Source organism: Weissella diestrammenae, assembly GCF_014397255.1.
Taxonomy (GTDB): Bacteria; Bacillota; Bacilli; order Lactobacillales; family Lactobacillaceae; genus Weissella; species Weissella diestrammenae.
On the sequence record NZ_CP060724.1, the window covers coordinates 328629 to 354231 of the forward strand.

Below are 25603 nucleotides of genomic sequence, written 5' to 3' on the forward strand. Positions count from 1 at the left end.
TTATGCTTTGGTCGCACTAAAGAACCAGCGCGCCGTTTTATCATTCAAATCAGATTGCCGCCCAAAATCACTCGTAACGTTCACTTGACTAAACCCAGCTGTTTGAAGGAGGCGTTGATATGTAGCCAAATCATAGGTACGCTCAGTGTGAATTTCTGTCAATTGGCGATAACCATCGATCTCAGGTTCGTAAACAAAGAAAATCAATTCGTGTTCAACCGTGTGAGCTTGTCCGTCAACCCCATACGATTGCCATAAAAATGCAGTTTCATCATCATGATAATTGTACATATACCCGGGATAATAAACGTCCGTTTGATATGGTGTAATAACATCAAACAAAAACTGTCCGCCATCCTCTAAATGAGCAGCAACTTGTTGAAAAGCCATTAACATTTCCTGTTCATTTTTTAAATAATTAAATGAATCCGCAAATGATGTAATCGTTGTGAACTTCTCTTGAAAATCTGACCATTCGCGCATATCACCTTGAATCAAAGGGAGATCAACATCTGCATCTTGGGCATGTTGCATAGCAAGGGCCAACATATCCTCAGACAAATCAAATACCGTCGTATCATACCCTGCTTGAATTAACTGAATCGCCAAACGTCCAGCGCCTCCGGCTAATTCCAGTATTTTCCCTGTGGGTTGTTTGATATGTGTCGTTGCATACTCAAACCAATCAGCATAGGCATCATCATCAAATAATTCGTCATATAATTTCGCAAAGGTATGATAATTTGCCATTAATACGTTTCCTCAATTAGCCAGTCATCAAGATTAATTTCCTGACCTTGTGCTAGCCAAAGTTTTTCCAGGCCGTAAAAACTACGCACATCTTTTTTAAAGACATGGACAATTAAATCACCAAAATTCATCAAAACCCAATCACCCTCATGGCGACCTTCATGATTAATTAATTGCCAACCCGACTTGGCCATTTGATCCTCAATCTCATCAACGATTGCAAGCACTTGTCGATTTGTCGGTGCATCTAAAATCAAGAATGCGTCAGCTACCAATGATACCTCATGGATATCAATGGCTACAATATCTTCAGCGCGTTTTGCATCAGCTGCCTTTACAGCTACTTCTAACATGTTTTTAATTGTCATTCTTTTCCCTATCTACCTTTTTTCTATTGACCATGCATTATATGTTAATAATGCCATAGGATAAACACTTACCCGTTGGTTAATTAAATAAGCGAGCGTATGTGCTGCTTGCCAGCCCACACTTGCTTTTAAATCCGTCATTGCTAGTGCGCGTACTTCTGACACACCAGGAAAATCACGACCCGCTTCAACATAATCCGCCATATATAACACCTGTGATAGCGGTGACATTTCGACACCACCAGTCGTATGTTGCCGAATTGCCTCTAAAATGTCTGGGTTCAAAATACCCAACTCTTGTTTTACCATTTCAGCACCTACAATGCCATGCCAAATATTATTACCCCAATTTAACAAATCAGGATCCAACTGTTCTTGCATAATCATCTGTTTGAAGTCTGCATCCGATCGTTCCTTGGCATAATCATGCGTTAAGGCAGCTACTGATGCTAGTTCAATCGATACTTGCCACCGTTTTGCTAGCTGGCACGCCATCGCTTCTACTCTTAAAACATGTTCAAAGCGTCTTTGCGACATGTGTGCAGCCACAATTGTTTTCAATTCATCGCGAGTACCTTGATAATAATGCGTTTGATAAATTAATTCTTTATTCATTGCTATACAATCCATTCTCTACAATATAAGCAGCAACTAAATCTGGCACTAGATAGCGAACACTTTGATGTTTTGCAATCCGCTGCCGAATATTTGTTGAGCTAATATCTAAATTTGAAACAGTGACAAATTCAACTGGATAAGGTGTATCAGGGATTGCTTGCGTTGGCCGATTAACACCAACAAATTGAACCATTTTAACTAAATCATCAATTCGATACCAAGTCGGTAAATATGCAACTTCATCACTACCAATAATAAAATAATAATCATAATTCGGATGTTCGATTCGTAATTGGAGCAAAGTATTATACGAATAACTTTTTCCACCGCGTTGAACTTCCAACAATTCGATACCAAACCGCTGATTGCCATATATTGCAGCTTTCACCATTTTTGCGCGATCCCAAGCATCAATTGCACTTTTCTCATCAACATGAGGTGGTTTTGCATTCGGCATGAAATAGACTTTATCGAGTCCAAGTTGAGATGCGACCTGTTCAGCAATTACCAAATGGCCCAGATGTGGTGGGTTAAATGTGCCACCCAACAGTCCAATTTTTTTGCGTTCTTGTCCGAACTGTAAATCAGGCTGTACCTTCACTTGAATTTGAGTATCGCTTAATTTCACCGTTTCTAACATGTCATCCACCTCAGTATGATATGAATTTAAATTTTTTGTACCGCGACAGAATAGTGTCGATTTTCTTTTTGAGTCGCTTGGTCAAACAAAACTAAGGTGTGTCCAATCGTCTGAACCACTTGAATTGTTGTTTGCCGCTCAATAAAGCTTTTCACTTCAGCAGGCGTAACGTCTGAATTACTTAAGATATTAACTTTAAATAATTCGCGTTTTTCCATGGCCTCCCCAAGCTGATCCAACCAGTTTTCAGTTAAACCTTGTTTACCCACACTAAATAATGGCCGCATATCGTGTGCAGCTGCACGCAAATAGCGTTTTTGTTTACCACGTAATTCAATCATTTTTTATATCATCGCCTTTCGAGTGAGCACGGATACACCTTGTGGCGCCCATACTGCAATTACAACATTTCCAGGGACTGTTAACCAGCCCAACCCATCAATCACAACATCACTTTTTTCAGCTATTTTGAACTCATACCGTCGTAGTGGTGGTAACAAGCTCAAATTTTCTTGTACTGGTGGTGTTAGTAACTTACCAGCATGTTGCTGATAAAAATGATCCGCATTACTCAACTTTGTTCTGTGCAAAGGCACATTGTTCTCAAAGTACGCTGTGATACCACTTTTAGGCCCCTTCAAATAATCAAACCGACCAAGCGCACCAAAGAATAATGTTTGCGCCTCATTTAATTGATAAGTCCGTGGTTTAATTTCTTTTTGTGGTGACACGAATTTTAAATCCTTAGATGCCAAATAATGTGCCATTTGATCTTGATGAATAATTCCTGGCGTATCAATAATATTAGTTGTTTCATCCAAAGGAATTTCAATGCGATCCAGGGTCGTTCCTGGAAAACGTGACGTTGTAATCACTTCTTTTCGATCACCTGTCACATCTTTAATGATTTGATTGATTAATGTTGATTTACCAACGTTTGTCACGCCAACCACATAAACCGATCGGTTCTGACGATATTTTTCAATCGCTGTCATTAATGCAGGTACATCATCCCCATTTTTACCAGACGTCAACAGAACATCAATTGGACGTAGGCCGGCTATATTAGCTTGTTGGCGCATCCAGTCACGAATCTTGGCGCGATTAATCGAGTGTGGCAAAACGTCAACTTTATTCCCAACCAATAAGATTGGGTTATCTCCAACAAAACGATGCAACCCAGGTATCAAGGATCCACTAAAATCGAACACATCCATCACATAGACAACGAGGGCATCTGTCTCCGAAATTTGTTCTAACAAGCGCCTAAAATCATCATCCGTCAAATCAACCGGTTGTATTTCATTGTAGTGTCTCAAGCGAAAACACCGTTGGCATAGGACTTCTTCTTGGTCAAAGCCTTTAATCAAGGCAGACATGGGTGTATATCCCAATGCCGTTTTATCAGTTGTTTGAATCAACGCACCACATCCGATGCACCTTAAGTCATCATTTAAAAGTGCTTGCACTTCCGTTTCAGTTATCAATAGATTCCCTCCAATTCAATTCTTGGTGATTTTTCAACATGCTCTTCTTAACACCTTTTTCAATAAAACGATTAATTTTGGTATTCCATTGATCTGTTTCGATTAGTGGCTGAACGAGAACGCTACGAACACCAACATTATTTGCCGCCCAAATATCAGTCATCAGCTGGTCCCCCACCATAATGACATCATTAGCATTAAGATTTAACATCTTCAATGCCAAATTCAATCCTTTTGTCATTGGTTTTAATGCACGCGAGACAAATGGTAATCCTAAAGGTTCAGCAACACGCGCAATTCGTGTCGCCGAATTATTTGAAACAATCATCACTGGTATCTTAGCGGCAGCCATTGCCGCTAACCATTGTCGTAATTCTTCGGTTCCATCTGGATTATTCCACGCAATTAACGTATTATCCAAATCGGTCAACACAGCTTTAATACCCTGGGCTTTCAACTGCTCTGGTGTTAAATTATAAATGGCGCTTACCAACCATGTTGGTGTAAATTTTTCGGTCATGCCAAAGCTCCAAACTTTCTGTTTAATTAGTCTATTTTACCTTAATTATACGCTAGATTAAACCCACTAGATAGCTAGCATTTCATCAAGTTCTTTAAATTCAATTTAAGGCTGACCCATTCGGACTGCTAAAAAAAAGATTCAATGATAAACTTATAGAAAATAAAATAAGAGAGAATACGAAAATATGAAAGAAACTATCATCAATAGCTTAAAAAAGATTGGACTTGGACTTGCCGTGTTCATTGTTACAGCTGGTGGCGCGTTCCTCTTAACTTGGGGTTTTTATAAACTTAATCACCATTCAACAAGCCAATCCGCTACAAGCACTTCAAAAGCAACTTCTTCCTCAAAAAAGAAAAGCGTAAAAACTAGTGGCAGTGCGTCCAAGAAGGCACCCAGTGCAACCGAATCAACGACCAGTACAACTTATTTAGTGCAAGCAGGTGATACTGGTGCTAGCATTGCCGCTGCTCATAATATGACATTATCTGAATTAACAAAGCTCAATCCTAAAGTAACTTGGTCAGCGTTAAAAGCAGGTGCAACGATCAAGGTTGCTAATAATGCCAGCGCTGACACTGCTGCAGCAAGCACAACGACGACAACAACTGCAAGCACCAAATACGTCGTACAAGCAGGTGATACTTGGTATCGCATTGCTTACAATAATGGCATGACAACAGCACAACTTAAAGCACTCAATCCAGGGGTAACTAATCTTAAATCTGGCACAACAATAAATATTAGCCAATAAAATAAAACGCTTAGTGAGTTCATCACTAAGCGTTTTATTTTACTTCAAAGCATCAGACGTCCAAACGCGATACTTCTTATTTTTCTGAAATTGCAGCAATACCTGGTAAAGTCTTACCTTCCAAGTATTCTAATGATGCACCACCACCAGTTGAAATGTGAGTCAACTTATCTGCAACGCCAAGTTGTTGTACCGCTGCTGTTGAATCACCACCACCAACAATTGTGGTTGCCCCATTTTCCTCAGTTACCTTGACAAGTTCTTCACCAATTGCCAATGTACCATTAGCAAAGTTTGGCATTTCAAAGACACCCATTGGACCGTTCCAAACTACTGTCTTGGCATCAGCTAGGACTGACTTAAACAATTCAACTGACTTAGGTCCAATATCTAAGCCCATATAACCATCTTTGATACCTTCATCCCCAGCAACATAAGTGTCGGCATCATTATTGAATGCGTCAGCTGCAATTGCGTCGACTGGCAAGACAAGTTTGTCACCTGCTTCAGCAATTAATTGCTTAGCTAATTCAACCTTATCTTCTTCAAATAACGAATTTCCAATTGACTTACCATTTGCAACATCAAACGTATAAGCCATACCACCACCAACAATCACTTTATCAGCTTTTTGGAGTAAGTTTTGAATGATGGTAATCTTGTCTGAAACTTTTGCGCCACCAATGATGGCAACGAATGGTCGCTCAGGTGCTTCAACAGCACCACCCAAGAACTTAATTTCTTTTTCCATCAAGAAACCAGCAGCTGTTTGCGCAATATTAGCAGCAATTCCAGCATTTGAAGCATGTGCACGGTGGGCAGTTCCAAACGCATCGTTAACAAATACGTCACCTAATGAAGCCCAGTACTTTCCCAATTCAGGATCATTCTTTGACTCACGCTTAACTTCTACGCCATCAACCACGTCTTCAAAGCGTGTATTCTCAAAGACCAATACGTGCCCATCTTCAAGATTATTAATGGCTTCTTCTAATTCTGGACCTTCTGTTGCTGGTACAAACACAACTGGTTGACCCAATAAATCAGCCAATTTTTGAGCAACCGGCTTCATTGAAAGCCCCTTCTTATCATCCTCACTCTTGATTCGAGCAAGATGTGAGAAAAGAATTGCACGTCCACCCTTTTCAAGTACATACTTAATTGTAGGTAAGGCAGCAACGATACGATTGTCGTTTGAAACAATCACTTCACCGTTTTCCTCTTTGAGTGGCACATTGAAATCAACGCGCATCAAAACTTTCTTACCCTTCAATTCCAAGTCTTCAACAGTCAACTTAGCCATTTGGAGAATCCTCTATTTCTTTAATTATTAACTACATGAATTATTATATAACATTTTTATCCGGTTTTAAAAATAAAAAACAGGTAGCCGAGTCGCCCCCAACCACCTGTTTTTTACTATTTTACAATGTTGCTAAGTGTAACAAAGTACGGATCATGTTTGAAGTGAATCCGTATTCATTGTCATACCATGATGCAGTTTGAACTAATTGCTTGTCACCAACAGTGATAACCTTAGTCAAAGTTGGGTCAAATGTTGCACCGTGTGTATCACCGATGATATCTGAAGATACAATTTCATCTTCGTTCCAACCAAATGAATCGTTAACGTACTTCTTAACAGCAGCGTTAACTTCTTCAGCAGTAACCTTCTTTGACAAGATAGTTGTCAATTCTGTCACTGATCCGTCAACAACGCCAACACGTTGTGCGTGACCGTCTAACTTACCCTTCAATTCTGGTACAACAAGACCAATGGCCTTAGCTGCTCCAGTTGAATGAGGGATTGTATTTGCTGAAGCTGTACGGTTTGAACGGAACTTTGACCCCTTAGGTCCGTCCAAAATCATTTGTGTTGATGTAAAGGCGTGAACCGTAGTCATCAATCCAATTTCAATACCGAATTCATTGTTCAACGCATTGGCCAAAGGTGCCAATGATTGTGTTGTACATGATCCAGCAGACACAATGTTATCCTCAGTTGTCAAAGTGTCTTGGTTAACACCATAAACAACTGTAGGTACATCACCTGCAGGTGCAGAAACAAGTACCTTCTTAGCACCTGCATCCAAGTGCGCTTGTGACTTTTCTGCTGAAGTGTAGAATCCAGTTGATTCTAAGACGATTTCAACACCGTCGTTTGCAACCCACTTCAAATCAGCAGCATTACGTTCTGCATAAACAGTATAGTGCTTACCATCAACGATAATACCAGTTTCGTCTGCTGAAACTTCAGCATTCAAAGTTCCGTGTGTTGAATCATACTTCAACAAGTATGCCAACATAGCAGGGTTAGTCAAATCGTTGATTGCAACAACTTCAATATCATCCGCAGTGTTCTTCAATTCCAAGATACGGCGGAACGCCAAACGCCCGATACGGCCGAAACCGTTGATACCAATCTTAACAGTCATGTTTAAGATGCCTCCAAGTATTTTTTGTAAACGTTTTTACATCTATATATTTTACGCCCATCTGTCCATTTACGCAAATGTTATCAGAATGTATCTTTCTCACAATTTTGTCATAAATTCACATCATAGTTAATATTTAATCAATATAAGGGCGTTGCATCTAAAATTATTAAAACAGTTAATAGTCAAGTCAAATCAACGTTATTCGCCACTATTCTCATTGTAATTCATCAATTTTCTCATTTCACATGAATCTCAGTCATTCTTGTGACGAATGTAATTTAAAACCAAAACAGCAAGCCCGCCGATAATTAGAATTACACCTGATGGAATTAATATATAATAGCCATTTAAAACACCCTCAACGTCACTTGATGCCCAAACCATATTATCGATCAAAAAAGCCAATAGTCCAGCAAAAATTGCCATCATACCGATTAAATTTGATATTTTCATTTTATTATTAAATCTCTTTCCTTTTAAAATTACTGACCTATTCGTTTATCTGTTAACGATTAAAATTAATCCTGTCATGTCAAATCGATCTATTTTTATGACGATCACCACCAAATGGTCACCAGCCCCTCAGCTGACAAAATCACACCTGCAACCTGCCTAGTAATTCATATCCTAAGTCATATTTAACGGTCGTGTGTTATTTTGGCCAACGCCACCTCACTAATGATTATAGCATTCGAAGTATTTGCAATCGAGAAAAAATTGCTGAAGACAGCGGGCATACTTTAGATCATTTTTTAGTGCACTCCTGATGATCTAATATAACAGGTGCACCTTCGTCATATTATCAGCTCAGCTAGGTTGGCTGTTAGCCCCGCTACAATCTCAACTTGGGCAAGATGATGTGCAAACCACCCTATCAATCTATACGGCCGTCACACAGGAGATGAAAGATACCACCGCAGATATATTTACGAGCTTGGTAAACTTCTAAAAAGGACGTTCTCAAATACACATGTAAATACACATCAGATGTGTATTTGATGATATTCAGTGAGATTGTATGAAATTGATAGGTACAAAGAAACCCCGTTGTATCAGCGTTAATGTTGATACAACGGGGTTTCAAAAATATATGATGCGCACCGGGGGAATCGAACCCTCATCTCAAGAACCGGAATCTCACGTGATATCCATTACACTAGGCGCGCTTTACAACACATAACAGTATATCACATTTATCCCAAAATATTCTATCACATTTAAAAAGGTATCACGCCTCGTGTTTGATAATAATTAATTGTCTCATTCGCAAAATTTGGGTCGTAGCCTAGTTCTTCAACCAGTACCCACGCCCCAAACTGTTGATCAGCGTAACGACGTGCCAATGTCATGATTTGTTTTTCATCTGTCATGTACGTGATAACGGATTCACGGGCCTCTACCTCATCGTTGTGAGCCCGAATACTATCATAATCTAAATGATTGCCAATATCTGAAATGGCATGAAAATACTCTTCGACCAATGTTTTCGCTTTAGAAAATAAATCTAAATCTTTATCAATAAAAATAAAAACATTTTCCCCTTTTATAAAGGTTACACCATCGAGCTCAGTCTCTGCATGTAAAGGGACTGTGTCAGAAATAACAGGATTGAGCCCTGTTCGTGTTAAATCGTTCTCAATTCGAATTAATAAATCTTCATACGCAGTGCTATGCATGATGATCCTCATAATCAGTAATTAAACCTTCAATATATGACTTCGCCCGATCAATGACACGTTGGCGTTCATCTGAAGGCAATCCCGATAAATCAATGCCCCAATGTGCAGCCATTAACGTTGGCTCTTCGGCAGATTCACTTGTCTCTGTCCGCACTTGATTTTCGACCAAATCAGATTTAGTAACGCCAAAGAAATTTGCCATTAACTCTAATTTTTCAATTCGTGGATATGTTTTACCATTTGACCAATCTGAAATGGTTGCTGTTGAAACCCCAACAACACCAGCTAGCTTAACTGCCGTCATATTATTTTCTTTGAGCAATCGTTTAATATTTTGCCCCATAATAATTTTACCGTCTAAGTCTGCCATAGTTTACCCCTTTATTTGTTTATCCAGTTATTACTTAGCATTATAAACTGAAACTTAACACGTTTCAAGGTTAAACTTAACAAACACTTGATTTTAGTTTTAACCTAATATATAATTGAGTCATACCTAATTAATTAGGCTAAACATTAACTATTAAATTTGAAATTTTTCGGAGGTCAACCACATGTATTCAACATCAGCAATTTTATTTATTATTTCGTTCTTTCTTATTTTGACAATCATTGGCTTCGTTACATTATTCACCCTTTTTGTACAAGCTACACGACGTTTCTGGCGTGGATTGTATCGGATGGCAATTTATCTGTACAAACGCTCTTCTGGGTACCCAGAACGCGACGCAATGAATATTGCTATTAGCCATTAATATTCCATCAATCATTTAAAAACACTAGTCCAAAGCAATTCGGACTAGTGTTTTTTTATTTGACTGAGACTACTTTCCCTTCACCAGTCAGATAATTAATTGCAACGCCAGGTTGAACATTTGGCACAAACACGTTAAAAACTAAAGTGCCATCAGATGATTTAGCCTCGATTTGATTACCCGACGGTACTAAATTATCTTGTTCATAAATTGGTGTCACACGGTAACGAATTTTTTTATGTTGATCAAGTGCGCGGCGGACTAATATTTCATAATAATTTTGTCCGGTATTTTGATTATCGCCATTAGATGCTTGATTGGCCCATGCTGTTTGGGTCGCAATATTTTTCACATTGGCCTCACTTGCATCAAACCCTTTGGCATTACCTGCAATTGCATATCCGATTAAATGACCACGGTTATATAAAACTTGATAACGTCCCCCAAGTTTTATCTGTTGCCAACCAACCGGCTGAATCGTTCGATTATTGCCAGTCGCTTGGCGATTTTGGTATTGACGTGTTGTCTGGTTCAACCAAGCATTGGCAACCTTAGGCCTTTGAAGCGAATCGATTGCACTCAATTGGACATACGGTGCTGAATTAACAGCCGTTTTCAATGTGGTTTGATTCTGATTAATGATAAACGCCCCAGAACCATTGAACTGAATCTGTTTCGCCTTTAACTGCTTTTTTACTTCATCTGATAAAACAGAACTCGCAAGTTGTTCACCTGGTTTCAAATCACTGGTCGATCCATAATCAATATCCTGATTAACTCGAATCGATTGATTTGTGGCGTAATTAGTTGTTGAACGATTTTTATTACTAAAATTAAATTCCCCATCAACAGTTTTTAGTAAAATTGCTACTACAACTACCAATACCGTGCCCCATATGGTTGTTTGGGTTTGCCTTCGTCTTTGTTTGCGCATCACGCTTGCCACTCCATTTTTGAAATTATTTTTTTATTATACGCTATCCCTCGCTTTACCGCACCCAACGATTAAGCAATAAAAAAAGAAAACAGAGTATTAAAAAAACAGCCACGGTTGATCCGTGACTGTCTTAAATCAATTTAATTCACTAATTAATAGTTGATAATTGCTTCTTTAGCACTCTTATCAATATTGTAGAAGCTGTTAATTCCCTTGTAGTCAGCTACAGTAGGCGTCAACAAATCTTCAATGCGCATCAATTGGTTATACTTTGCGATTCGGTCAGTACGTGACAATGATCCAGTCTTAATTTGACCAGCATTTGTAGCAACAACCAAGTCAGCAATAGTTGTATCTTCAGTTTCACCTGAACGATGTGAAACGATAGCTGTGTATCCAGCTTCCTTGGCCATCTCAATGGCTTCCATCGTTTCAGTCAAAGTTCCAATTTGGTTAACCTTGATCAAAATAGCGTTGGCTGCGCCCATATCGATTCCCTTCTTCAAATACTCTGTATTTGTAACGAAGAAATCATCACCAACAAGTTGTACCTTGTCACCAAGCTTGTCTGTCAACTTAACCCAAGCATCCCATTCATTTTCATCAAGTGGATCTTCGATTGAAACGATTGGATACTTATCAACCAATGCTGATAGGTAGTCAATAAATTCGTCAGTTGTGTACTCCTTCTTTTCAGGTTCCCCATCCAAGATATACAATCCACGTTCTGCATCAAAGAATTCTGAAGATGCAACGTCAAAGGCAATCGCAATATCCTTACCAGCCTTGTAGCCGGCACGTTCAATCGCCTTCAACAAATATTCAAATGGTTCTGCATTTGAAGCAAAGTTAGGTGCAAATCCACCTTCATCACCAACAGCAGTTGAATGACCTGATTCCTTCAACAAAGCTTGCAAAGCATGGAAAGTTTCTGATCCCATCCGAACAGCTTCAGCTTCAGTCTTAGCCCCAACAGGCATAATCATGAATTCTTGGAAGTCAACAGAATTGGCCGCGTGCGCACCACCATTGATAACGTTCATCATTGGTGTTGGCAACGTGTGTGCATTGAACCCACCAAGGTAGTTGTACAATGGTGTTCCTAATTCATCAGCAGCGGCACGTGCAGCAGCAATTGATACACCTAAGATGGCATTTGCACCCAACTTAGCTTTAGTTGGTGTACCATCCAAAGCAATCATCGTCTTATCTAGCAAAACTTGATCAGTAACATCCATACCGACCAACTTCTCTTTGATGATTGTGTTAACATTTTCAACGGCTTTCAAAGTTCCTTTACCAAGGAAACGTCCTTTGTCACCGTCACGTAATTCAACAGCTTCGTGCTCACCAGTTGATGCACCAGATGGCACGATACCACGACCAAAGCCACCTAATTCAGTGTAAACTTCAACTTCAACAGTAGGATTACCACGTGAGTCCAAAACCTCACGTGCGTAAATATCAGTAATTGCAGACATTTTGTCTTCTCCTTACGCGCTTCAAAATAGTAATTTTATTTGAGCCAGATAGCTCATCACATGAAAATTATACCATATAATTAACATTTATATTTCGTCTAGCTGACTTATTTTTTCCAATAGTGCTTCATTTGCTAATCGGCATAATTCAAGAAATGTATCCGGATTCAGCGCTGCATCCCCCACTAGTACCCCATCAATATCAGGTTGGCGCATTAATTCAAGTGCATTATTTGGTTTAACGGACCCACCGTACATAATTCGAATGGCATTTGCCGTTGGCCAATCATACATATCTGCTAAAGTAAGTCGAATCCGTCGTAGACTAAACTCAGCTAATTCTGGCGTAATGGGCTGCCCACTCCCAATGGCCGCGGTAGGCTCATACGCGAGAATGACATGTTGGGCTTGTTGCGCTGAAATACCTTCTAGTGATTCGATGACTTGATTCACTACCCAATGCGAACGATCATTATCATCCCCTTGGACAATGGGTTCGTCAATTGCAATAATTGGAATTAATCGGTGCGCAATCGCTGCAATTGCCTTTAAATTCACCATCTCATTGGTTTCTCGAAAATAATTACGGCGCTCTGAGTGACCTATAATAACATAAGTCACACCTAGGTCCTCCAATGCAGCTGGCGATGTTTCTCCAGTAAAGGCCCCTTTTTCCTGCCAATACATATTTTCAGCCCCAATAGCAACTGACGTCTCTTTAGCTGCCTTTAACATTGCTGGCAATAACACATCTTGTCCTGCCAAAACAGAAATGACATCCGGATACCGGATTAGCTCTTTTTCAATATGTTTAATATATGCTGACGATTCACTTGGTAGTTTATTCATTTTCCAATTTGCTACCACTAATGGTCGTCGTTTCATCATCTCCATGATTAATTTCCCCCACAGGATGTGCCACCGCACACGGCCTATTCTTCACCACTATGTCACTTTCGACTAATGTAGTAATTAAATTTGTGCGTCCAAACGCTTATTTATTTTTTAAAAAACGATTGAATCGAAATTCAATCGTTTTAGTTTTGGTTTTAATTTGCATAAACCTCAGCTTCAACCAATGCTTTGACTTCATCATTCGTATCAAGATTCAAAGCCCGTCCAGCAAGTTCTGCCATCTGAACTGTGTTTAAACGTTTCATCAGTGCGCGTGTCTGCAAAACAGACGTTGATGACATTGAAAATTCGTCTAGACCCATTCCAACTAAGATTGGCACGGCAATTTGATCACCAGCCATTTCACCACACATTGCAACAAACTTGCCATATTTATGTGCGGCATCAATGACCATTTTGATAATTCGTAGAATTGATGGATTATATGGCTGATAAAGGTATGACACATTTTCGTTACCACGATCAGCAGCCATTGTATAAGCTATCAAATCATTTGTCCCAATCGAGAAAAAATCAACTTCTTGAGCAAAACGATCTGCCAACAAAGCAGCGGCCGGAATCTCAATCATGATTCCTAGTTTAATATCATCAGATACTGCAACGCCTTCGGCAATCAACTTAGCTTTTTCAGCCTCAAAAATATCACGCGCTGCTCTAAATTCTTGAATTGTGGCAATCATTGGGAACATAATCCAAAGTTCACCATAAACAGATGCGCGCAATAATGCACGTAATTGAGTCTTGAAAATATCAGTCCGATCCAATGAAATCCGAATAGCACGATAACCCATAAATGGATTATCTTCTTTTGGCAATGGTAGGTATGGCAAATTCTTATCGCCGCCAATATCCATCGTCCGAACAGTCACCGGCTTATCCGACATACCTTCTAAAACAGCTTTATATGCTTGGAACTGGTCTTCTTCTGTTGGCAACTCGGCTGAATCCATATACAAAAATTCTGTTCGATAAAGTCCGATCCCCTCAGAACCACTTTCAAGCACACCAGTTAAATCTTTAGGGGTTCCAATATTTGACCCCACAATAAACTGCTTGCCGTCAGCCGAAACTGAGCGTTCATTCTTTAGCTTAGCCCACTCTGCTTTTTGAGCTTCATAAGCAGCTCCCTTAGCCTGGGCTTCTTGCGTTTGGACATCCGTCGGGTCAACAATAGCGAACCCGTCTAAACCATTCAAAATCATTTGATCATCGTCATTAATTAATGATGATGCATTTCCCGTCCCAACAACTGCTGGGATTTCCAGCGTCCGTGCCATAATTGCCGCGTGTGCCGTACGACCACCTAAGTCTGTAATAAAGCCTTTAACATACTGACGATCTAATTGTGCTGTATCTGAAGGAGTCATGTCTTTGGCGACAATAATGACTTCTTCTTTAATTAGCGCTGGATTTGGCAATGATTTTCCCAATAAGTGTGATAGCACACGTTTTGTCACATCTCGAATATCTGCCGCACGTTCAGCCATGTATGGATTATCATCAGCCATTCCTTCGAACATACTGATATACATATCCGTCACATTTTTCAACGCTGCTTCGGCATTAATCTTATCTGTTTCAATAGCATTTTCAATCCCACCAATTAACTCAGGATCTTCCAAAACCATGATGTGAGCCGTGAACACTTCAGCCTCATCAGCGCCCATATTTTGAACAGCTTTATCCCGAATTTGTTCCAAATCTGTCTTAGATACAGAAAAGGCCGCGCTAACGCGGTCCTTTTCTGCTTGAACATCATCAATTGTGACTTGATCAAAAGACAAATCAGGATCCACTAGCTTATAGGCTTTCGCAATCGCAACACCATTTGATGCAGCAATTCCCTCAATAACTTGCGCCATATCAGATTCTCCTCATTTGTTCGTATGGTATTAACAAAGACAATTAAATATTATGCCAAACCTTCTGTTGACATTGTTTCAGAAATAGCTGCGATCGCATCCGATGCGTCATCACCATCAGCTGAAATAGTTACGTCAGCGTTTTCTCCAACGCCCAATGACATAACACCCATAATTGACTTCAAGTTAACATCCTTACCTTGATAAGACAAAGTGATATTTGATGCGAACTTTGACGCAGTTTGAACCAACAAAGTTGCTGGGCGTGCGTGGATACCTGTTTCTGCTACAATGTGAAATTCACGTGATTCCATGATAGACATGCTCCTCTGATTTTTGTAATTATTACAATTTTTTATAATAACTAGAGCGTTGGCTCTATTTATATCTATCATTATACCGATATCGCTGGCTATTTGCAAACGGTTACAATATTATTCGATAAATGTTCAATAAACGCGAACAATCGGCATTGAATAGCGCTTAACCACGCCTTTTTTCATCATCTTTTAATCGTATTTTTTAGAAATCTCACGTTCACTCATTTACCATGTATCTCAACTTGATTTCATAAAAACACTTAATCTTTAGTCTAGCTTTGACATTTTTACGCTTACATTTCAGAGCAATTTATTTTGTATTCAGTGCTCTCATCATCGCATATGACCGTCGCCCACTTATAAAAAAAGCAAGCTGCAATGCTTGCTTTGACGATCAAATTTACCATCGTCAAACGATAAAAATTTAGCCATCGATGATTACTCTTTTTCATCTGCCCGGACATAGGTCACTTGCCCACCTTGTGCGGCGATGCCTCGAATCGTATTTTGGTATGGATAATTTCGCCATACTTCATAAAATAATGGAAAGTCATCATGTGACAATACAAATTCTTGCCGTTCGCCCAATCGAAGCGCTTCTAATATTTCATAATAATCCACTGTCACCGCTCCTTTACTATTTCATCGTATCAATTTTAAAATTGCAATAACAAACTACCATAGGTAAAGCCTGCACCAAATCCAGTCAATAGTACTTTTTTCCCGATTAATTTTTCCTTTTTTGCTAACTCATCAAACGCCATTGCGATACCTGCTGATGATGTATTGCCATAGTACACAACATTGGTTGAAAATTTTGTCATTGGTTGATTGATTGCCGCTGCAATTTGTTCAATAATGCGCAAATTTGCCTGATGCGTAATGAAAAAATCAATATCAGCTGGTTCTAAATTCTTAGTGGCTAAAAATGTTTCAACATGATCTGGAATGATTGAAATCACCTCATCAAACACTTGTCGCCCGATTTGCTGAAAGGCATCAATCGTGGGGTAATTGTCAGCTGATAACTGTCTCATTGGTGCAATCCGACCAGAATGAACAACATCAGCATTACCGACTGTCCGCATTTGCTCCCCAATGACTTGATTATTGGCCATGTCAGTCCCAGATAAAATAACTGCCCCTGCGCCATCTCCAAAAAATACAGCTGAGGTCCGATCCTTAAAATCCATCATTTTAGAATTCACTTCTGCCGAAATGACTAACGCATGGTTATATTGCCCACTTTTAATAAATTTATCCGCGGTACTCATACCAAAAACAAAGCCTGCACACGCCGTTGAAATATCATATGCCCAAGCATGATGCGCGCCTAAATTTCTTTGTACGAGTGCGGCCGTCGACGGTGCCAACCCATCCGGCGTAAAAGTTGTCACAATAATCAAATCAATGTCATCTGCGGTTAAATCACTATTATCAAGTGCCTGTTTTGCCGCTTGCGTTGCTAAATCTGATGTATTCTCTCCTTGCAACGACATATGTCGCGCTTGGATACCAGTATGTGCTTGAATCCATTCATCGCTGGTATCCATAATTGCCGTTAGATCATCATTTGAGATGATATCTTTTGGCACATAGTGCGCCGAAGCAACAATTTTCGTTCCTTGCGTCATGTGTAGATGCCTTTTTCCTTTTTATTTTGCAGTCAATTTTGCCATTTTTACATTTTCAGAATATGCGTATGCATTCTGTCCAGCGATTGCTGCATCACCAACAGCCGTTGTAATCTGTCGTAAAGTCTTCTGCCGAATATCGCCCAAAGCAAAAACACCTGGTTGTGTTGTTTCCATTTGATCGTTTGTCACAACCCAGCCTTCCTCATCAGTGACATTCAATGATGCAAACGGTTCTGAAACTGGTAATAACCCAACATAAATGAAGACACCTGATGTTGCTAACTCACTGACTTCACCGGTTTTCCGATTTTTGATTTGAACTGCTGTCGTTTTAGTATCGTCACCGATGATACTTTGCACCTCAGAGTCCCAAATAAAGTTAATTTTATCATTGGCAAAGGCACGATCCTGCAGAATTTTTTGTGCGCGTAACGTATCACGTCGATGAATGACCGTCACACGATCGGCAATTCCAGCTAAATAACTTGCTTCTTCAATCGCTGAATCACCACCACCAACTACAACGACGTGTTCCCCTTTGAAGAACGCACCATCACAGACGGCACAATATGACACACCACGGCCTGCATACTGCTCTTCCCCAGGAACACCAAGTTTTTTATATTGTGAACCCGTTGCGAGGATGACTGAGTCAGCTGTGTATTCATCCATATCAGTTATCACACGCCACGTCAAAGCATCTTGGGCCATAACATGTTCGACATTACCAAAAGCATACTCAACCCCCAGCGCTGTCGTTGAAGCGTACATTTTTTCAGCCAATTCTGGTCCCTGAATTGAAACGTATCCTGGGTAATTCTCAATTTCAGCGGTATTGTTCATTTGACCACCGTAAATACCGCGATCAATCATCAAGGTCTTCATATTGGCCCGCGCCGTATAAATCGCCGCCGTCATCCCCCCAGGACCTGCACCAATCACAATTGTGTCATAATGTTGTGTCATTTTAAGCTTCCTTTCTACTAGTTCTTATCTTCATTCCATCTCATCACTTAAGCTATATTTTACTCATTTTCTCTTAAATTGTACATAAAACAAGTTGTCCAAATTCATCATATGTCGTCATCGCTCGCTATTAACGGTTACTATCAGGCAAAATTTCCACTAACAAAAAAAGCGGTTTCCCGCTCTTGATGACTACTTAATCAAGCGTTTTAGCCAAATCTTTAATATATGCTTTTAATGCATCACCTGTTTGTGGGTGACTAAGTCCAAATTCAATGTTAGTTGTTAAAAATCCAATTTTTGAACCAATGTCAAAGCGCTTACCCTTAAATTCATGGGCATAAACGTGTTGCCGCTTATTCAAGGTATCAATGGCATCAGTTAGTTGAATTTCATTTCCCTTACCTGGTTGTGTTTTTTCTAATTCTTCAAAAATTTCTGGTGTCAAAAGATAACGACCAATAATTGCTAAATCAGATGGTGCTTCTTCAGGCTTAGGCTTTTCAACGAATGTTGACACCTTATGCAATCCTGGTGTTACTTCAGATTCAGGCGCAATCACACCATATTCTGACACCTGATCATGTGGCACTTTCATCACCGCAAGGGTTGAATCACCCGTTTGCTCGTAACGTTCAATGAGTTGTTTCGTCAACGGCACTTCATCAGTCATCAAATCATCGCCAAGCATGACAACAAAAGGTTCATCGCCAATAAATGCCTTAGCCGTTAGAACAGCATCTCCAAGCCCACGTGGATGTGATTGACGGATAAAGTAAAGATTGATGTCAGTCGTTTCTTCGACTAACTTCAACATTTCCAACTTTCCTTTTTCCTTCAAGTTGTTTTCCAACTCTGGATTTGAATCAAAATGATCTTCAATTGAACGTTTTGATTTACCGTCAACAATGACGATATCCTCAATACCAGAAGCCAAAGCCTCTTCAATGATAAATTGAATTGTTGGCTTATCAACGATTGGTAACATCTCTTTGGCTAATGCCTTAGTTGCTGGTAGAAAACGCGTTCCTAGTCCGGCTGCTGGAATGACTGCTTTACGTACTGGCTTCATAATGTTGTTACTTCCCTTCATGATGTAATGGTCGATCCATTAATGCTTTAATGGCATCCTTTGGTGCTTGACCTTTATAAATAACTTGATAAATTGCATTAGCAATCGGCATCTCAACCCCTTTTACTGCAGCAAGCTCATGGACAACCTTAGTAGTTGAAATACCTTCAATCACCATGCCCATATGGGCAATGACTTCATCCATTGACTTGCCTTCACCCAATTGTAAGCCAGCCCGATAGTTACGTGAATGAATTGATGTCGCCGTAGCGAACAAATCACCCACTCCAGCTAAGCCCATAAACGTTGCCTCATCGGCCCCAAATGCAGCACCTAAGCGTGCAATTTCAGCCAGACCACGAGTAAAGAGTGCTGCCTTAGCATTGTCATCATACCCAAGACTTTGGAGAGCACCTGCAGCAATGGCTACCACATTTTTTAATGCGCCAGCTAATTCTGAGCCAACTAAATCATCATTCGTGTACACACGAAATGATGAATTACTAAAGGCGGCTTGCACTTGTTGCGCAGCACTTTGGTTTTGACTGGCCACCGTAACCAAAGTTGGATCATGTTTGATGACACCTTCAGCATGAGAAGGTCCTGCGATTGCAGCTAACCCATTGAGCCACTTGGCATCAATCTCATCAGCAATAATTTCTGTTGCCAGTTGATAAGTTTTAGGTTCTAAGCCCTTAGTCGCGGTAACCACAATCGCTGATTGTGCTAACGCTGATAACGCCTGATTCAATTGCCCAGCAACTTCACGTGTTGCTTTCGTCGGTACAACGCTCAAAATAATCGTTGCGCCATCAATTGCTTGTTGCATATCATCAGTTGCAACGATGCTAGCCTGTAGCACACGATCACCAAGATAACGTTTATTCATATGGTGCTTATTAATTTCATCAACTGTTTCCTTGCGGTGTGCCCATAGGCGAACGTCATGCCCATTCTCAGCCACAACATTTGCTAATGCTGTTCCCCAAGAACCAGCGCCAAGTACGGCAATTGTTTTTTTACTCACTGTACTCCTCCTATAAGGTTGACTATATCAACTTCTATAATAGATTATCACATTTTGCTGTAGATTAAAAATAATAATTAAAGCGGTTTCATTCTATCAATGAAAATATGTTTCGTCTAGGCATCTGTATGTGAATTTTCTTCAATTAAATGATTCAAATTTTGATTAAACGTTGCCGTTGCATCAAAGCCCATTCGTTTCGCTCGGAAATTTTTGGTTGCCGTTTCGATCAAAACAGCAAGGTTACGCCCAGTTTGCACCGGTAAGACCATTCGAGGCAAATCAACACCTTGAATCGTAATTTTGTCCTCGCCATTCCCCAGTCGATCAAATTCTGAATCTTTTTCCCACTTTGCAAGATGCAAGTTAAAAGCAACTGTTGCATGCTCACGCACCGCACCAGCACCAAATAGATTTAATACGTCGATGATACCCACACCTCGTAACTCCATTAGATTTTTCAAAATGGCTGGTGCTTCACCAATCAAATGTTCTTCATCTTGTTGATAAATATCGACACGATCGTCAGCGATTAATCGGTGACCACGTTGAACTAGTTCCAAAGCTGTTTCTGATTTTCCAACGCCAGAGTCACCAGTAATCAAAATCCCCAAACCATAGATATCAATCAAGACCCCATGTACCGACTGACGCTCGGCCAGTTTACCGGATAAATAATATGTCATATTAGACAAGATTTGCGATGAAGTCAGTTCGGTTGCCATGACTGGAATCTTCGCCTCTGCAGCAGCTTGCATAAATTCAGGTGGCAACTCTCTTCCTGTTGAAACCACAAAACCGGGTGTTGTCGACCCCATCATTTTGCGAGCAATAATTAACAATTCATCCCGACTCATTCGCTTTGCAAATGATGTTTCAGTAATACCCATTAATTGCACACGTTCTGGTGCATAGTAATCAAAGTAACCCGTCATTTCCAACCCAGGTCGTGAAATATCAGCTGTCACAATTTCACGATCTAAATATTCTTCACCAGTCACAATTTTTAAGCGCGTATTTGCTAACAAATCTTTAACTGTAATTTTTTTTGCCATGATTGCCTCCGCTATTCCCGATTAAAGTAGCTTGATAAAATTGCATTCACCAACGACATGATGATTGAAATCAAAACAGCCCAGCCAAAACTCGTAAATTGAAAACCAGTCCCAACAACCCAACTTGTTAGCCAAAGAACGAAAGCATTGATAATGAACGCAAATAACCCCATCGAAATAATTGTGAGTGGTAAGCTCAAAAAATGCAAAACTGGTCGCACAAATGCGTTAAGAAAACCCAAGACGAAGGCTGCTAACACAGCTGTCCAAAGATTTTCGACATACATTCCTTGCGGAAATAAACCAGCTAAAGCTAAAAACATCACTGTATTAATAATTAAGCGTTGCAGAAAAGAAAAACGTCTGAATGTCATACTAATTGCCTCTTTGAATTTGATTATCGTTTTCATTATACCAAAATTAAAACAAAAACCCCGAGACATTATATCTCGAGGTTTTATATTTGGCATGTTAACGTAAGACCTGCGTTAACTCAGGTGATTAGTTTTACCTAATCAGTCAACGTACACCAAATCATTTCTGATAAGTTAGTCATGTGCAGCAAGTTTTGTTCCACAACAGCCCTTGCACCGACCACCAATGCGGGTGTCTATGTCGGCCGTTTAATAAAAAATCTAAGAAAGATTTTTCTCGACTCATCGCATAAGTCATATTATACGTGAAACTCATCAAAAGCACAAGCCACAGCCGACATATCACATGCTAAGTAAGGCGGTTCGGCAAGGTGATATGTCATTAATCTTTTGCAATAATTCATCATGGTTAATCATGATGAATTATTTGACTTTTCATACGTAATACAACGCGGTATGCCGTTAATAGCCAGGCGATGATGACCAACAAAAGGCCAAAGACCATCGCAAAATGCATTCCCTGAACAAAAACTTCTGGCTTGCCAACAGGATACGTCACAACCTGATGTCCAATTTGTTGCGACATTGACAAATATAACGCCGTTGTAACAGCAGTTGTTCCCGATACCATCCCCAAATTTCGAGCCAAGGCATTCAAAGATCCCGCAACCCCAAGCTGTGCAGCCGGTGCATTGGACATCGTGATGGCATTATTAGGTGAATTGAAGAATGCTGTACCTAACCCCGTCCATGCCCCTAAAATTACAACCATGAAAAGTGGTGAATGAGCATCGATGAAAAGCCACCCCGCCATACCAATTGTAATTCCTGTCAAAGCAAACAAAGTCACATTTTCACGATCAAACTTGTCAGCCACAGCACCAGAAATTGGTGCCCCTATCAACATTGCGGCTGGATACGCCATCATATATAATCCGGCTTCACCGGGCGCCACGCCTCGCAAATTTTGCAGATAAAATGGCAATAATACGTTAATGAAAAAGCCAGAGGCAAATACTAAAAATGAAGTCAGAATTGACAAAGTAAAAAGCTTGATTTTGAAAATACTTAGGTCAAGCAATGGTTTCGATACACGTTGCTCCCAATAAATAAATCCCATTAACAATAATAAAGTTAATCCATAACTCAAAATTGGTAACATTGAGAAAAAACCGTTTTCTTGACCAATGTTTAAGCCAACAAAGAAAGTTGTAATTAAGAAAAATAGTAAAGCTACACCGACCCAGTCAACTGATAACGGCTCTTCACTGCCCTCAGAAGCAGGAAATAGAAATGCACCTAGGATAATGGTCACAATACCCAACGGCACATTAATCCAAAAAATATACGACCAAGGTAGAATTGATAAAATCAAGCCCCCAACGGCTGGACCTGCAATCGCCCCTAACGAAACAAACATCGCAATAGTTGCCATCGCACGTGCCCGCATTTTTTGCGGTGCAATCGTCGTTGAAATGCCAAACGAATTACTCATTGTCATTGCCGCGCCAATTGCTTGCACCACTCGGGCAAATAATAGAAAAGGTAAACCTAAGTTTATACCGGCTAACATTGAACCAAATGTGAAAACGTATGTTCCCCATTTGAAAATACGTATTTTTCCCATTTGGTCCCCTAAATTACCAAATAGAGTCAATAATCCTGAAATCATAATCAAGTAGATTGATACTGACCATGTCGCTTGATTCATTGGGATGTTTAAGTCTTTTGAAATCACAGGTAACGCAATATTAATAATCGACGAATCTAACGTTGACATGAATGTAAACATGCCAATGGCTAGTAAGACTAACCAAATTCGCCGTGTTGAAAGTTGTGTTTGATTCATTTTAATACCTTCTTTCCAGAAATACTGATTTTAACTGATTTAATACATTCAAGCAAGCCATTATGCCAGTTTCACTCGTTTCCTCATCTTCAAGAAACCTTCATCTTTTCATCTTTGTAACCCCTTACAAGAATAGTCAATTAGCGGTATAATAAATATGTAAATAAGTTTTGGAAGAGGTTCTATTATGAATGAGGAAACATATAACAATATTTTGGCCCCAATTGATGGGTCTGACATCTCTACCCTAGTAGCCGAAAAAGCGGCTGCGGTTGCTGAACGTAATCATTCACATTTGGATTTGCTATATGTCATCGATACAAACTCCCTTTCAGGCGTGGCTGGCATGTCAATTACTGGTGATGTCGTCTATCATCTTGTTCAAGACTCGCAAGAAAAACTAGAGGGTTATCGTAAACACGTCTTAGCGCTTTACCCAGAACTAGCTGTGGACATACACATGCGCTTTGGTTCACCTAAAAAAGTCATCGCGTCTGAATTCCCAACTGATCATCATATTGACTTGACCGTCATTGGAAAGTCTGGTCTCAGTCGTTTGGAACGTCTCATTGTTGGCTCGGTCGCTGCGTTTGTCGTCCAAAATTCAAAAACAGACGTATTGATTGTTCAAAACTAAGCCACATACACTCACGAGGTTTATGCTATGAAAATTATCGGGAATCAACTTGAAACCATTCACAGATTTCGACACGACAATGTCAGTGATCGCGTGATTAATGACTCTATTTTAGGTTCACTAGCAGGCTTAACTACCGTAAACAATATTCATCGACTACAATTATTGTATCTTGATACTAACGATACTTTTTATCTTGTTGAAAATACATCTTCAATGGCACATGCCTTAACCTATAACGATGGTGCCATCGTTATTCATGAGTGGAGTCCTGCCGATATCGTTGCCTTGATGAAGAGTTATGATGCGCACGGATTTGATAACTATTTTCAGATTTTAGTTCATAATACCGCCGAATCACATGCTGGCATCTCGACATCACATGTCGGATAACTAACAATAATTACCTAAACAGCCATTCGTATTCGAATGGCTGTTTTTACTAATATTTATTATATCTCTTTAAAATAAAAAAGTGTGCTATTTCTTATAGCACACTTCGTTAAATAATAATTATTTGGTTGCTTCTTTAACAATTGTGACAGATTCGATTTTAACCGGTGTCTTTGGCTTTGAGTTCTCCGTCCCAGATGCATTCGTTGTCACTTCTGCACTGGCAATTTTATCAACCACATCCATGCCGGAAACGACTTGTCCAAACACTGTATAGCTACCATCCAAATTAGGATTACCACCATTTTTGTAAGCATCAACAATTTTATCTGGATAGGTCTTGGTGTCCAAGTTACTTGTCACATCTGTTGCATTTTGATTAATAAAGAACTGTGATCCATTTGTACCGGCGCCAGCGTTAGCCATTGCCAATGCCCCACGAATGTTATACAAATTGTAACTGATTTCATTTTTGAAACCATTCCCCGAATCAATCTTTTTATTCTTATGTTCACCAGATGCCCAAATTGATTTACCACCAGCACCTAAATCAGACGCGTTAGCATCTTCAGCAGATTTAGGATCACCACCTTGAATCATAAAGTCTTTAATCACACGATGGAATGTCGTGTTATTGTAATAACCCTCTTTACTATGCGTAATAAAGTTTTGAACTGCCAGAGGCGCATACTTATTAAACAATTTAATCGTGACCGCACCCTCTGATGTATTCAAAACGACTTCCGATTCGTCTGAGGCCACATCTGTCGATAATTGAGGTAATGTCTCTTTATTTAATTTAGCCTTACTTTCAGTTTTTCGCGTCGAAGTTGATGAAGAAGAATCACTCTGACTATCAGTTGAACTAATTTGTTTGGTCATCAAACCGACACCAGCTAAAATAGCAACCAATACCAGTGAGATACCGCCAATAATCAACCCTAATCTATTCTCTTTACTCATATTCATCTCCATTTATTTTAATATTGAATAATCTAGCACCATGCCTAGTCAATTATGGAATAATCAACTTAAATGAAGCTAAAGATTTCCATTCACAAGCCTG

30 protein-coding genes and 1 tRNA gene are annotated in these 25603 nt (G+C 39.7%); 4 read left to right on the top strand and 27 right to left on the bottom strand.

Annotated features, from left to right (window positions below; all coding sequences use genetic code 11):
- The 7 genes from H9L19_RS01700 to H9L19_RS01730 are packed head-to-tail and all read right to left on the bottom strand — an operon-like array spanning position 1 to position 4383.
- Complete coding sequence (locus tag H9L19_RS01700) at positions 1-750, bottom strand: class I SAM-dependent DNA methyltransferase (RefSeq protein ID WP_187529447.1); 750 nt, start codon at positions 748-750, stop codon at positions 1-3.
- Positions 750-1118, bottom strand: coding sequence for a ribosome silencing factor (gene rsfS, locus H9L19_RS01705; RefSeq protein ID WP_187529448.1), 369 nt, complete (start codon positions 1116-1118; stop codon positions 750-752). Before rsfS ends, H9L19_RS01700 begins: the two co-directional genes overlap by 1 nt.
- A 12-nt stretch (positions 1119-1130) precedes the next feature.
- Positions 1131-1733, bottom strand: a complete 603-nt coding sequence (gene yqeK / locus H9L19_RS01710) for a bis(5'-nucleosyl)-tetraphosphatase (symmetrical) YqeK (RefSeq protein ID WP_187529449.1) — start codon at positions 1731-1733, stop codon at positions 1131-1133.
- Entirely contained in the window at positions 1726-2376 is a 651-nt protein-coding gene (locus tag H9L19_RS01715; protein WP_187529450.1) for a nicotinate-nucleotide adenylyltransferase, read from the bottom strand. Before H9L19_RS01715 ends, yqeK begins: the two co-directional genes overlap by 8 nt.
- Positions 2377-2402: 26 nt before the next feature.
- Entirely contained in the window at positions 2403-2717 is a 315-nt protein-coding gene (gene yhbY / locus H9L19_RS01720; protein WP_187529451.1) for a ribosome assembly RNA-binding protein YhbY, read from the bottom strand.
- 3 nt (positions 2718-2720) lie between these two features.
- Positions 2721-3860 (bottom strand): ribosome biogenesis GTPase YqeH, encoded by a 1140-nt coding sequence (gene yqeH / locus H9L19_RS01725; protein WP_420832612.1) that lies wholly within the window; start codon positions 3858-3860, stop codon positions 2721-2723.
- Positions 3853-4383: a YqeG family HAD IIIA-type phosphatase gene (locus H9L19_RS01730; protein ID WP_187529453.1), complete on the bottom strand. Its 531-nt coding sequence runs from the start codon at positions 4381-4383 to the stop codon at positions 3853-3855. The genes yqeH and H9L19_RS01730 overlap by 8 nt, the downstream gene beginning before the upstream one ends.
- Positions 4384-4570: 187 nt before the next feature.
- Between H9L19_RS01730 and H9L19_RS01735 the strand changes: the two genes are divergently transcribed.
- Complete coding sequence (locus H9L19_RS01735; protein ID WP_187529454.1) at positions 4571-5140, top strand: LysM peptidoglycan-binding domain-containing protein; 570 nt, start codon at positions 4571-4573, stop codon at positions 5138-5140.
- A gap of 76 nt (positions 5141-5216) precedes the next feature.
- On the opposite strand, the gene H9L19_RS01740 is transcribed toward H9L19_RS01735, so the two are convergent.
- The 6 genes from H9L19_RS01740 to H9L19_RS01765 form a co-directional block, all read right to left on the bottom strand.
- Positions 5217-6443 (bottom strand): phosphoglycerate kinase, encoded by a 1227-nt coding sequence (locus H9L19_RS01740; protein ID WP_187529455.1) that lies wholly within the window; start codon positions 6441-6443, stop codon positions 5217-5219.
- A 121-nt stretch (positions 6444-6564) separates the two neighbouring features.
- A complete protein-coding gene (gene gap / locus H9L19_RS01745) occupies positions 6565-7575 on the bottom strand; it encodes a type I glyceraldehyde-3-phosphate dehydrogenase (protein ID WP_187529456.1) in 1011 nt (336 codons plus the stop codon).
- A gap of 255 nt (positions 7576-7830) precedes the next feature.
- Positions 7831-8031: a hypothetical protein gene (locus H9L19_RS01750; protein ID WP_187529457.1), complete on the bottom strand. Its 201-nt coding sequence runs from the start codon at positions 8029-8031 to the stop codon at positions 7831-7833.
- 641 nt (positions 8032-8672) lie between these two features.
- Positions 8673-8744 (bottom strand) — tRNA-Arg (locus H9L19_RS01755).
- A gap of 51 nt (positions 8745-8795) precedes the next feature.
- Positions 8796-9254, bottom strand: a complete 459-nt coding sequence (locus H9L19_RS01760) for a hypothetical protein (protein ID WP_187529458.1) — start codon at positions 9252-9254, stop codon at positions 8796-8798.
- On the bottom strand, positions 9247-9627 hold the full coding sequence (locus H9L19_RS01765; protein WP_187529459.1) for a helix-turn-helix domain-containing protein: 381 nt from the start codon (positions 9625-9627) through the stop codon (positions 9247-9249). The genes H9L19_RS01760 and H9L19_RS01765 overlap by 8 nt, the downstream gene beginning before the upstream one ends.
- Before the next feature lie 184 nt (positions 9628-9811).
- Between H9L19_RS01765 and H9L19_RS01770 the strand changes: the two genes are divergently transcribed.
- Positions 9812-10012, top strand: a complete 201-nt coding sequence (locus H9L19_RS01770) for a hypothetical protein (RefSeq protein ID WP_187529460.1) — start codon at positions 9812-9814, stop codon at positions 10010-10012.
- 55 nt (positions 10013-10067) lie between these two features.
- Here H9L19_RS01770 and H9L19_RS01775 read toward each other — a convergent pair whose 3' ends face one another.
- From H9L19_RS01775 to H9L19_RS01835, 13 genes are all read right to left on the bottom strand, one after another.
- On the bottom strand, positions 10068-10946 hold the full coding sequence (locus H9L19_RS01775) for a DNA/RNA non-specific endonuclease (protein ID WP_187529461.1): 879 nt from the start codon (positions 10944-10946) through the stop codon (positions 10068-10070).
- A gap of 155 nt (positions 10947-11101) precedes the next feature.
- A complete protein-coding gene (gene eno, locus H9L19_RS01780; RefSeq protein WP_187529462.1) occupies positions 11102-12430 on the bottom strand; it encodes a phosphopyruvate hydratase in 1329 nt (442 codons plus the stop codon).
- A gap of 87 nt (positions 12431-12517) precedes the next feature.
- Positions 12518-13324 (bottom strand): triose-phosphate isomerase, encoded by an 807-nt coding sequence (gene tpiA, locus H9L19_RS01785; RefSeq protein ID WP_187529463.1) that lies wholly within the window; start codon positions 13322-13324, stop codon positions 12518-12520.
- Between the two features lie 155 nt (positions 13325-13479).
- Positions 13480-15207, bottom strand: coding sequence for a phosphoenolpyruvate--protein phosphotransferase (gene ptsP, locus H9L19_RS01790; RefSeq protein WP_187529464.1), 1728 nt, complete (start codon positions 15205-15207; stop codon positions 13480-13482).
- 50 nt (positions 15208-15257) lie between these two features.
- Positions 15258-15521 carry a phosphocarrier protein HPr gene (locus H9L19_RS01795; RefSeq protein ID WP_187529465.1) on the bottom strand — a complete coding sequence of 88 codons (264 nt, stop codon included), beginning with the start codon at positions 15519-15521 and terminating at the stop codon, positions 15258-15260.
- 444 nt (positions 15522-15965) lie between these two features.
- Positions 15966-16148, bottom strand: coding sequence for a hypothetical protein (locus H9L19_RS01800; protein ID WP_187529466.1), 183 nt, complete (start codon positions 16146-16148; stop codon positions 15966-15968).
- Between the two features lie 35 nt (positions 16149-16183).
- A complete protein-coding gene (locus tag H9L19_RS01805; protein WP_187529467.1) occupies positions 16184-17161 on the bottom strand; it encodes a beta-ketoacyl-ACP synthase III in 978 nt (325 codons plus the stop codon).
- A gap of 21 nt (positions 17162-17182) precedes the next feature.
- On the bottom strand, positions 17183-18130 hold the full coding sequence (gene trxB, locus H9L19_RS01810; protein WP_187529468.1) for a thioredoxin-disulfide reductase: 948 nt from the start codon (positions 18128-18130) through the stop codon (positions 17183-17185).
- A 196-nt stretch (positions 18131-18326) separates the two neighbouring features.
- The gene (gene galU / locus H9L19_RS01815; RefSeq protein ID WP_187529469.1) at positions 18327-19202 is read right to left on the bottom strand and encodes a UTP--glucose-1-phosphate uridylyltransferase GalU; all 876 of its coding nucleotides are present in this window, start codon (positions 19200-19202) and stop codon (positions 18327-18329) included.
- A 7-nt stretch (positions 19203-19209) separates the two neighbouring features.
- Complete coding sequence (locus tag H9L19_RS01820) at positions 19210-20229, bottom strand: NAD(P)H-dependent glycerol-3-phosphate dehydrogenase (RefSeq protein ID WP_187529470.1); 1020 nt, start codon at positions 20227-20229, stop codon at positions 19210-19212.
- A 116-nt stretch (positions 20230-20345) separates the two neighbouring features.
- On the bottom strand, positions 20346-21284 hold the full coding sequence (gene hprK, locus H9L19_RS01825) for an HPr(Ser) kinase/phosphatase (RefSeq protein WP_187529471.1): 939 nt from the start codon (positions 21282-21284) through the stop codon (positions 20346-20348).
- Positions 21285-21295: 11 nt separating this feature from the next.
- Complete coding sequence (locus H9L19_RS01830) at positions 21296-21658, bottom strand: phage holin family protein (protein WP_187529472.1); 363 nt, start codon at positions 21656-21658, stop codon at positions 21296-21298.
- A 409-nt stretch (positions 21659-22067) separates the two neighbouring features.
- On the bottom strand, positions 22068-23507 hold the full coding sequence (locus H9L19_RS01835) for an MFS transporter (RefSeq protein ID WP_187529473.1): 1440 nt from the start codon (positions 23505-23507) through the stop codon (positions 22068-22070).
- A gap of 187 nt (positions 23508-23694) precedes the next feature.
- Between H9L19_RS01835 and H9L19_RS01840 the strand changes: the two genes are divergently transcribed.
- Positions 23695-24144: a universal stress protein gene (locus H9L19_RS01840; RefSeq protein WP_187529474.1), complete on the top strand. Its 450-nt coding sequence runs from the start codon at positions 23695-23697 to the stop codon at positions 24142-24144.
- A gap of 27 nt (positions 24145-24171) precedes the next feature.
- Positions 24172-24537 carry a hypothetical protein gene (locus H9L19_RS01845; RefSeq protein WP_187529475.1) on the top strand — a complete coding sequence of 122 codons (366 nt, stop codon included), beginning with the start codon at positions 24172-24174 and terminating at the stop codon, positions 24535-24537.
- A gap of 120 nt (positions 24538-24657) precedes the next feature.
- On the opposite strand, the gene H9L19_RS01850 is transcribed toward H9L19_RS01845, so the two are convergent.
- Positions 24658-25500, bottom strand: coding sequence for a peptidylprolyl isomerase (locus tag H9L19_RS01850; RefSeq protein WP_187529476.1), 843 nt, complete (start codon positions 25498-25500; stop codon positions 24658-24660).
- Positions 25501-25603 lie beyond the last annotated feature (103 nt).

What these genes read in the sequence shown, in the direction of transcription:
- H9L19_RS01750 (WP_187529457.1), bottom strand. Translation starts at nt 8,031, where the DNA reads ATGAAAATATCAAATTTAATCGGTATGATGGCAATTTTTGCTGGACTA.
- H9L19_RS01795 (WP_187529465.1), bottom strand. Translation starts at nt 15,521, where the DNA reads ATGGAATCACGTGAATTTCACATTGTAGCAGAAACAGGTATCCACGCA.
- ptsP (WP_187529464.1), bottom strand. Translation starts at nt 15,207, where the DNA reads ATGGCGCAAGTTATTGAGGGAATTGCTGCATCAAATGGTGTTGCGATT.
- H9L19_RS01765 (WP_187529459.1), bottom strand. Translation starts at nt 9,627, where the DNA reads ATGGCAGACTTAGACGGTAAAATTATTATGGGGCAAAATATTAAACGA.
- eno (WP_187529462.1), bottom strand. Translation starts at nt 12,430, where the DNA reads ATGTCTGCAATTACTGATATTTACGCACGTGAGGTTTTGGACTCACGT.
- H9L19_RS01735 (WP_187529454.1), top strand. Translation starts at nt 4,571, where the DNA reads ATGAAAGAAACTATCATCAATAGCTTAAAAAAGATTGGACTTGGACTT.
- H9L19_RS01840 (WP_187529474.1), top strand. Translation starts at nt 23,695, where the DNA reads ATGAATGAGGAAACATATAACAATATTTTGGCCCCAATTGATGGGTCT.
- H9L19_RS01700 (WP_187529447.1), bottom strand. Translation starts at nt 750, where the DNA reads ATGGCAAATTATCATACCTTTGCGAAATTATATGACGAATTATTTGAT.
- H9L19_RS01730 (WP_187529453.1), bottom strand. Translation starts at nt 4,383, where the DNA reads ATGACCGAAAAATTTACACCAACATGGTTGGTAAGCGCCATTTATAAT.
- gap (WP_187529456.1), bottom strand. Translation starts at nt 7,575, where the DNA reads ATGACTGTTAAGATTGGTATCAACGGTTTCGGCCGTATCGGGCGTTTG.
- yqeK (WP_187529449.1), bottom strand. Translation starts at nt 1,733, where the DNA reads ATGAATAAAGAATTAATTTATCAAACGCATTATTATCAAGGTACTCGC.
- H9L19_RS01835 (WP_187529473.1), bottom strand. Translation starts at nt 23,507, where the DNA reads ATGAATCAAACACAACTTTCAACACGGCGAATTTGGTTAGTCTTACTA.
- hprK (WP_187529471.1), bottom strand. Translation starts at nt 21,284, where the DNA reads ATGGCAAAAAAAATTACAGTTAAAGATTTGTTAGCAAATACGCGCTTA.
- H9L19_RS01845 (WP_187529475.1), top strand. Translation starts at nt 24,172, where the DNA reads ATGAAAATTATCGGGAATCAACTTGAAACCATTCACAGATTTCGACAC.
- H9L19_RS01850 (WP_187529476.1), bottom strand. Translation starts at nt 25,500, where the DNA reads ATGAGTAAAGAGAATAGATTAGGGTTGATTATTGGCGGTATCTCACTG.
- H9L19_RS01805 (WP_187529467.1), bottom strand. Translation starts at nt 17,161, where the DNA reads ATGACGCAAGGAACGAAAATTGTTGCTTCGGCGCACTATGTGCCAAAA.
- galU (WP_187529469.1), bottom strand. Translation starts at nt 19,202, where the DNA reads ATGAAGCCAGTACGTAAAGCAGTCATTCCAGCAGCCGGACTAGGAACG.
- H9L19_RS01770 (WP_187529460.1), top strand. Translation starts at nt 9,812, where the DNA reads ATGTATTCAACATCAGCAATTTTATTTATTATTTCGTTCTTTCTTATT.
- H9L19_RS01715 (WP_187529450.1), bottom strand. Translation starts at nt 2,376, where the DNA reads ATGTTAGAAACGGTGAAATTAAGCGATACTCAAATTCAAGTGAAGGTA.
- rsfS (WP_187529448.1), bottom strand. Translation starts at nt 1,118, where the DNA reads ATGACAATTAAAAACATGTTAGAAGTAGCTGTAAAGGCAGCTGATGCA.
- trxB (WP_187529468.1), bottom strand. Translation starts at nt 18,130, where the DNA reads ATGACACAACATTATGACACAATTGTGATTGGTGCAGGTCCTGGGGGG.
- H9L19_RS01830 (WP_187529472.1), bottom strand. Translation starts at nt 21,658, where the DNA reads ATGACATTCAGACGTTTTTCTTTTCTGCAACGCTTAATTATTAATACA.
- H9L19_RS01760 (WP_187529458.1), bottom strand. Translation starts at nt 9,254, where the DNA reads ATGCATAGCACTGCGTATGAAGATTTATTAATTCGAATTGAGAACGAT.
- yhbY (WP_187529451.1), bottom strand. Translation starts at nt 2,717, where the DNA reads ATGATTGAATTACGTGGTAAACAAAAACGCTATTTGCGTGCAGCTGCA.
- tpiA (WP_187529463.1), bottom strand. Translation starts at nt 13,324, where the DNA reads ATGGAGATGATGAAACGACGACCATTAGTGGTAGCAAATTGGAAAATG.
- H9L19_RS01775 (WP_187529461.1), bottom strand. Translation starts at nt 10,946, where the DNA reads ATGCGCAAACAAAGACGAAGGCAAACCCAAACAACCATATGGGGCACG.
- H9L19_RS01740 (WP_187529455.1), bottom strand. Translation starts at nt 6,443, where the DNA reads ATGGCTAAGTTGACTGTTGAAGACTTGGAATTGAAGGGTAAGAAAGTT.